The organism is Aestuariivirga sp. (assembly GCF_037139295.1).
Taxonomy (GTDB): domain Bacteria; phylum Pseudomonadota; class Alphaproteobacteria; order Rhizobiales; family Aestuariivirgaceae; genus Aestuariivirga.
Map to the genome: position 1 here is coordinate 1 of NZ_JBAXGR010000272.1, position 1,915 is coordinate 1,915.

Here is a 1,915-nt window from a genome sequence, read left to right on the forward strand (position 1 = left end):
CCAAAATTGCGCAAGTCTTCCACCTAACAGGCCGGTCATCCGGTGGATGTCGGTTAAATTGGATGATCACATCGGTCTTCAGTCGACACTGGAGTGCGGGTGATCCGGCATAGGGTTGGACAGGGGAGGATCTGTGAGATGCTCACGAAGTTCGAGAATGCGACGATCATTGACGGTTCCGGCGCAGTGGGTTTCCAGGGAAGCGTACTGGTCGAAGATGAACGGATTATCGCGGTTGTGCCCGCCGTCGCAGAAATGAATGCTCCGAACCCTGACACGGTGATCAACTGCGAGGGGCTTACCATGATGCCCGGGATGACAGAATCGCACTGCCACATCTCGTTTAATGATCTTTCTTCAATGTACCAGGCGGTTGAGATCCAACCGGAGGATCATTCGCTCATAGCCTTGGCCAATGCGCAGATGCTGCTGAAACGTGGGTTCACCAGTCTGTTCTCTGCTGCATCCGCCAAGCCTCGCGTCGATGTGGCCGTCCGGGATGCCATCAACAAAGGACTATTCGCGGGACCGCGGATGCGGGCGGCAGGACAGGAAATATCGCCGTCAGGCAATCTTGGCGACCTTGATACCAATTACCTAACCTTCCCGCGCAACGTCCGCTTCACGGTCACCTGTGATGGTTCGGATGAGTTTACCAAGGCGGCACGGCTCGCTGCGCGTGACGGGGTGGATACGATCAAGGTGAATGTGTCGGGCGACCGTGATTGGGGGCATATGCATGCTGACGATACCGTCACCGTGATTGCTGAGCGAGAGCTCGCAGCCGTCATGGAAGTTGCGAATGCCCGACGGCTCATGGTCGCCACCCACTGTACCAGTTCCTCGGGCGTCAAGATGTGCGTTCGGCAGGGTGTCCACGTGATCTATCATGCACCGCATGCCGACGAGGAGGCACGCGACATGCTGGAACAGGCAAAGGACCGTGTATTCGTCGCTCCTGCTGCTGGGCTGCCAATCAGCATGCTGCGCCGACACAGGGAGTTCGGCCTGAACTGGAGTTCGGAGAAGATCGCTTCAATGGAAAACGAGGTTGAGACCGTAACCGCCTGCATGCGCGATCTTCATCGCCGTGGCGTGCGCGTGCTTCCGGGAGGGGACTACGGCGCCTTCGTTACCAACCCGATCGGCGAGAATGCAAAGGACCTCGAGCTCTTCGTTGAGCTCTTCGGCTTTACTCCCATGGAAGCCATCGTCGCGGCCACGCGTCAGGGCGCAGAACTAATGCGCATGGAGAACAGCACCGGTCAGATCAAGCCCGGATACTACGCAGACCTTATTCTTCTGAACGGCAACCCGATTGCCAATATCAGGCTGCTCCAGGACCAGGACCAAATCGTTGCCGTGCTCAAGGGTGGGCGCTTTGCGAAGCGCGCCCAGAACTTGGGCGGCGCCATGCCGCACCGCAAGGCCGCGTGAGAACGCCGCCGAGAACACCGGACGCCTTAGGCTGATCGACTTGCTTCCAACAGAGCATGGCATTCTCGTCTAATAATTGGTCGAGCCAGCCATGCGTTGGAGGAGTGATTTTCAAGTTCAGATATCTTCGAACCGAACCGTCACTTCACCTTCCGCGGGACTCAGGAGGCATATTGTGAGGCTTAAGATTGAAGATGGAAGGGGCCCTCTCATAGCTCCGCTTCCCTTTTCCCCTGAGGAGTACGCGTTAAGATAGAAGATGAGGGCGGCCGCTATGCAGATGGCTGAAAAGAAGGTGTGGGCACATCGATTGCAACGGTTTGAGATGCGCCTCCAGCACTTGAGCCTGCCTAACATGCTCTCGATCCTATGCCGGGTCTTTTAGCGTTACTTATCGAAGAAATGCTGGATAAAGCTATTTCCACGCTGTACACAGGACGCTGCAAGCGTCATCCGTATGAACTGCTCAATATTCGCA

The 1,915-nt window shown here is 56.6% G+C and carries 1 protein-coding gene and 1 pseudogene; one reads left to right on the plus strand and one right to left on the minus strand.

What is annotated here, in order from left to right:
- Window positions 1-138: 138 nt before the first annotated feature.
- Complete coding sequence (locus tag WCJ41_RS21815) at window positions 139-1,437, plus strand: amidohydrolase family protein (RefSeq protein WP_336907936.1); 1,299 nt, start codon at window positions 139-141, stop codon at window positions 1,435-1,437.
- A gap of 249 nt (window positions 1,438-1,686) precedes the next feature.
- Here the strand turns inward: WCJ41_RS21815 and WCJ41_RS21820 are convergent.
- Window positions 1,687-1,836: pseudogene (locus tag WCJ41_RS21820) on the minus strand (IS5/IS1182 family transposase); the annotation flags it as partial.
- Window positions 1,837-1,915: the final 79 nt, after the last annotated feature.

What these genes read in the sequence shown, in the direction of transcription:
- WCJ41_RS21815 (WP_336907936.1), top strand. Translation starts at nt 139, where the DNA reads ATGCTCACGAAGTTCGAGAATGCGACGATCATTGACGGTTCCGGCGCA.